The sequence below is a fragment of the Aquidulcibacter sp. genome (assembly GCF_044346625.1).
GTDB lineage: Bacteria > Pseudomonadota > Alphaproteobacteria > Caulobacterales > Aquidulcibacteraceae > Aquidulcibacter.
The window spans coordinates 1-5,217 of the sequence record NZ_JBIIYV010000121.1 but is presented as its reverse complement, the minus strand read 5'-3'; the positions used below and the strand labels follow the sequence as shown (position 1 = coordinate 5,217).

Below are 5,217 nucleotides of genomic sequence, written 5' to 3'. Positions count from 1 at the left end.
TTTAGAACCATCATCGTGCTGGGTGCCAGTGGTGCCATCGGCGGCGCCTTAATCCGTACCCTGCTGGATCGTGCGAGCACACAACACATCTTTGCCCTCAGCCGAAAACCTATTGAGTGCGCTGATGCACGTGTAACTGCCTTAGCCATTAATCTAGAAAATGAAACCAGCCTGATGGAGGCAGCGGTAAGCTGTCAGGTCGACGGCGGCGTTGACTTAATCATCAATACGATTGGTATCCTCCATGAGGCCGACACCATTCGTCCGGAAAAAGGTTTGAAGGAACTCGATCCAGAAACCATGGCCCGTTTGTTTAGGGTCAACACGATTGGCCCCGCGCTGGTGATGAAGCATTTCTCGCCTTTGCTTGCCCGCGACCGGCCCGCCATCCTCGCTTCGCTCTCGGCGCGGGTTGGGTCTATCGGCGACAACAAAACAGGGGGCTGGTACAGCTATCGCGCCTCCAAGGCAGCGCTGAACCAATTGATCCGTACGGCTTCGGTTGAGCTGGCCGCGCGCCGACCGCAGGTCATCTGCGTCGGCCTGCACCCTGGCACCGTGCGCAGCGCCATGTCAGAGCCGTTCCTTCAGCGCTATACCAAAAATGAGGTCTTTGAGCCCGAGACTTCGGCTACGGCCCTGCTCTGTGTATTGGGCGGCCTCACGCCAGAGCAGACCGGAAAGATCTTTGCTTGGGACGGGCAGGAAATTCAGCCTTAATCTTGGGGACATCAGCAAATGCCGCTTTGGTTCTTAGAGCACTTCCTATAGGCTTTGTGCGGACCACGAGGAGGATAGGATGGCGCATCGTACAATCACCGGCAAAATTGCCTACACCTCAAAGAAGCCGCACATGATGGATCAAGCGCGCGGTGAAGAGGATTTCCGTTTCACCCATCATAGCGATGGCAAAACCACCCTACGCGCCCATTGCTTTATCGCAGAGCCCGATCCCAGCGTGATGCGCGACATAATTTATTCTATCGACGCCAACCATAAGCCCATGGATTGTCACGTACGCCTCACCGTGGGCGACAAGTTCATGGGTACGGGCTGGTTCCGATTTGGCGACGACTATATTGAGTGCGAGAGCTATGGGCCGACAATTGGCCGGGTCTCCCAACGGGTGGACCTTGCCGCTCCGATTGATGGCTTTGGCACTCACCCCATTGTGGCAGACGGCTATTTCTTAAGCCTGCATGATTGGGAAGCCAAAAAGCGGCATACCTTCAACATGTATCTGCCCTCGCCAGATCATCGCGGCGCGACCCCGCCTTTCTTGGCTCCGGTTCGCATCGATGGACTTTATCTTGGCAAAGAAGAAATCACGGTCAAGGCAGGCACCTTCCAAACCCGCCACTTCCAATTTTTGGATGATGGATCGAGCGGCATGAGCAGCGAGCATCCCGTCTATGATGTCTGGATCACCGATGATAGCGACGCCATCTTTGTTCAAGGCGGCGTGGGCGGCTATATGCAGACCTGGTACGAACTGGTGGAACTTAACCGCTAGCCGGCCCGGAACGGCGTCAGTGTCGTGATGATGGTCAAGGTTTGATCCACAAGCTCAACAACGCCCAGTTCGTATGGGTTGGCGGCCGTGAAGGACACACCACGGGCTGTCACAGGCTCCAAGCAGAAAAAGCCCGCTTGAGGGGGGGTATAGAGCTGTAAGCGCGTGCAAGGGCACGGGGTATCACCCACCAGAACCGATGCACCCACCTCCACCCCATGCTCCGCCCATTTAATCCGTGCACGGCCATTCCAGCCCTCAAAACAATGATCGAGATCAAGGCTGGTCGCGACCACCCCTTCTGCCAAATGATCGACAACTGCTGGACGGGCCAAATGGCTGGGCAATGCCTCGCCGCTAATCTCCCAAAGTTGGGCGGCATCAAATTGGATTTCCGCGCCCTCGGATAAGAAATAGGGGTGGGGTCCAAGGGAAGACGGGAATGGACGCGGATCCCGACTGGTCACAGACAGCCTGACTTCGACACGATCCTCAAACAGTTGAAAGTGCTGACGGCTTTCGAAGGCCCAAGGCCAATTGGCGTCGCCATCATGCACCAACGCAATCTCGATACTTGTATCACTTTGCGAGATGACAGACCAAGGGGTGCGCCAGCCAATGCCATGGAGGGGATGGGCCCCGCCTGCCATATTGGGCGGAATATGGGTCGAGACTTCGCCCCAATCAAATACCCCGTTTACAATGCGGCTGGCATAGGGTGTCATGGGAAAGGACGAGAGGCCCAGTGGGTCACGCGCTGCCACGGAACCCTCGACAGCTGGTCGCAACACGGGCTTACCGTGCCAATCCAGCCGCGCAATGCCCCCGCCCGCCAAGGGCGCAACCGACAGGTCAAAACCATAGGCGGAGAGTTCCAAAAGATCGGCTGCCATAAGTGCCCCCTATGTCGCCCGGGCAATCCGCATCAGATTGGTGCCGCCCTTGGTGCCAAACGGCAGGCCAGCGACGATCACAATACGGTCCCCTGATTTAGCCGTACCCACTTTCGACGACATGGCCGAAGCAACAGTCGCCATATCTTCCACGTCCTTGGGATCCTTGGTGACGCGGGATTCTAGCCCCCAAACCAAAGCAAGCTTACGGGCCGTGCGAATGCTGGGGGTCAGGACCAAAACAGGCTGCAGCGGCCGCTCGCGTGCCACACGCAGCGCTGTGGTGCCAGTGGCAGTGAAGGCAACCAGACAGGCGGCTTTCGAAGCGTTGGCAGCGGTTCTGGCAGCAGCCGATACGGCATCAGGTACCGCGCTTTCTGGATTGGCGTGCTCGGCATCCATCAGACCTGGCCAACGTGGATCAGCTTCGACCCGCTCGGCAATCCGGCTCATGACGGCGACCGCCTCCATCGGGAATTGCCCGGCGGCTGTTTCGGCCGACAACATCAAGGCGTCTGTGCCTTCATAGACGGCGTTGGCTACATCGCTAGCTTCGGCGCGCGTCGGTGCCGCAGCGGAGATCATGCTTTCGAGCATTTGGGTTGCAACAATGGTCGGGACGCCGCGTTCGCGCGCCATGCGAAGAATCAGCTTTTGAGCAACCGGCACATCTTCTGGGGCTAATTCCACACCCAAATCGCCACGCGCCACCATCACGCCGTCGCAATAGTCGAGAATCTCAGCCAAGCTCTCAAGTGCGGCTGGCTTCTCAATCTTGGCCAAGCAGGCAGCCTTGCCATTCACCAGCTTGCGCAGCTCCGCCATATCGGCCGGGCGCTGCACAAAGGAAAGCGCCACCCAGTCGACACCGAGGCTGAGCGCGAACATCAAATCCTTGCGGTCCTTCTCGGTCATAGCTGAGATTGGCAATACTGCCGTCGGCACATTGACGCCTTTCCGGTCCGAAATAGGACCAGGCTGAATCACCTCCGTATGCGCCCAATCTTCACCATGCTCAAGAACCCGCAGGCGCACCCGGCCATCATCGATCAGAAGGTCATCACCGGTCTTAAGTGCCGCAAAAATCTCAGGATGCGGCATGCAGGCGCGGGTGATATCGCCAGGTGTTGGATCGCGATCCAAACGGAAGGTCGCGCCCTTGATCAAGTGCACTTTGCCATCGGCAAACGTCCCGAGGCGGAGCTTTGGACCTTGAAGGTCAGCTAGGACCCCAATCGGTCTCCCAGTTGCCTTTTCCGCTGCACGAACACTCGCATAAGCCTCAGCATGATCCTCATGGCTGCCATGGCTGAAGTTCATGCGGAAAACGTCGACGCCTGCTTGCGCCAAAGCCAAAGTCATTTCAGGTGAACGGCTGGCCGGGCCGAGGGTAGCGACGATCCGTGTACGGCGATTACGGATCATGACTTTTTAAATCCAGCCGCGATGCGGGCATTTGCTTCAATGGTGACAAAGTCACCCGCACTAATCATATCGGGGGTCGCAATCCATGTTCCGCCCACTGCAATGACATTCGGCAACGAGAGATAGCTTTCGATCTTATCTGGTGTGACCCCACCGGTTGGGCAAAAGCGCGCATCCGGCAATGGCGCGGCAAAGCTTTTAAGGGCGGCGGCTCCGCCGGATTGCTCTGCCGGGAAGAATTTCAAAACACCAAAGCCTTCTTCCAAGCGGCTCATGATTTCGGTCGCTGTGGCCACCCCCACCATGACATTGGCATCGGCTTTCAAAAGCGCGGCCCGCAGACCCGGACTTGATCCCGGTGTCACGATGAAGTCCGCGCCAACCTTAAAGCAGGCCTCAACATCACCCTCACTCAGAACCGTGCCCGCACCAATCAACAAGTCTGGTGCGGCGGCTTTCATTAACGCAATGGCTTCAAGCGCAACCGGGGTGCGCAGCGTGACTTCGAGGTTTTTTAAGCCCCCAGCCTGGAGGGCCAATGCGAGGCCTTCGGCTTTGTCGAGGTCGGCAATCGTCAAGACCGGAATAAGTGGGGCGGCTCTCAATTGGGATGCAAAGCTGGTCATCGACCTCTCCTAGACGAAAAATTACAAAGGATGCTTGGGGGCAAAGAAGGCGGCACCTTCCAAAGCGGCAAAAGCGTTGCGGGCTCTGCGGACGGGAATACCATCCATATAGCCGCTAATGGGGCCGCGCTCTAATAGGCGGGCAACAAACTCAGAGGTTCGCATGAACGGCGCTAGGGCTTCAGAAACACCGCCCGCTATCACACATCCGCCACGCGCACCGGTCGCCAGAATGGCGTTGCCGGCAAAGGTGGCCAAGGATTGGATCATGACTTCGACCGCTTCAACCGCACAAGTATCATCGCCCGCAATTGCGGCGGGGCCAATCTCGTCGCCACCCTTAAGGCGGGCCACCCGCCCCTCGAGCTTAGCGATGGCCTTGTAGAGCCGGTCGAGACCCAAGCCAGACACGAGGTTCTCAAAACTAATATACGGCAAATCCTCAGCGACCACTTCCAGAATCTGCCGCTCACGATCAGAACAAGGCGCATAGGCCTGATGGCCGCCTTCTGTTGAAATAACCGTCCAATCCTGACCGTCCGGAACCAAGAGCGCCATGCCAAGGCCTGTGCCCGGCCCTAAGACGACGATGGGGGCATTTGGCTGCGCCTCCCCCTCAATCAGAACTTCAAAAGCATCCGCATTGTTGGAGGGCACGGCGCGCGCTTGGGCGGCGAAGTCATTGACCAAGGTCACGCTTTGAAAGCCAAAGCGGGCTTTGGTTGCCGAAGCCGAAACAACCCAGGAGGAATTGGTAAAA

The 5,217-nt window shown here is 57.7% G+C and carries 6 protein-coding genes; 2 read left to right on the top strand and 4 right to left on the bottom strand.

Translation table 11 applies throughout. The features are described from left to right. Both ACIQ20_RS15680 and ACIQ20_RS15675 read left to right on the top strand, forming a co-directional pair. Positions 1 to 720 (top strand): SDR family NAD(P)-dependent oxidoreductase (locus tag ACIQ20_RS15680; protein ID WP_395781949.1); only part of this gene is annotated, 720 nt, incomplete at its 5' end. 79 nt (positions 721 to 799) lie between these two features. Beyond that, a complete protein-coding gene (locus tag ACIQ20_RS15675; RefSeq protein ID WP_395781947.1) occupies positions 800 to 1,513 on the top strand; it encodes a hypothetical protein in 714 nt (237 codons plus the stop codon). On the opposite strand, the gene ACIQ20_RS15670 is transcribed toward ACIQ20_RS15675, so the two are convergent. The 4 genes from ACIQ20_RS15670 to ACIQ20_RS15655 all read right to left on the bottom strand — a co-directional run. Further along, a complete protein-coding gene (locus ACIQ20_RS15670; protein ID WP_395781945.1) occupies positions 1,510 to 2,406 on the bottom strand; it encodes a hypothetical protein in 897 nt (298 codons plus the stop codon). The two genes, ACIQ20_RS15675 and ACIQ20_RS15670, sit on opposite strands and share 4 nt — an antisense overlap. 9 nt (positions 2,407 to 2,415) lie before the next feature. Continuing rightward, positions 2,416 to 3,831: a pyruvate kinase gene (gene pyk, locus ACIQ20_RS15665; protein WP_395781943.1), complete on the bottom strand. Its 1,416-nt coding sequence runs from the start codon at positions 3,829 to 3,831 to the stop codon at positions 2,416 to 2,418. Next, the gene (eda, locus tag ACIQ20_RS15660) at positions 3,828 to 4,457 is read right to left on the bottom strand and encodes a bifunctional 4-hydroxy-2-oxoglutarate aldolase/2-dehydro-3-deoxy-phosphogluconate aldolase (protein ID WP_395781941.1); all 630 of its coding nucleotides are present in this window, start codon (positions 4,455 to 4,457) and stop codon (positions 3,828 to 3,830) included. Before eda ends, pyk begins: the two co-directional genes overlap by 4 nt. A 21-nt stretch (positions 4,458 to 4,478) precedes the next feature. After that, the coding region (locus ACIQ20_RS15655) for a glucokinase (RefSeq protein WP_395781939.1) at positions 4,479 to 5,217 on the bottom strand (739 nt) is incomplete at its 5' end.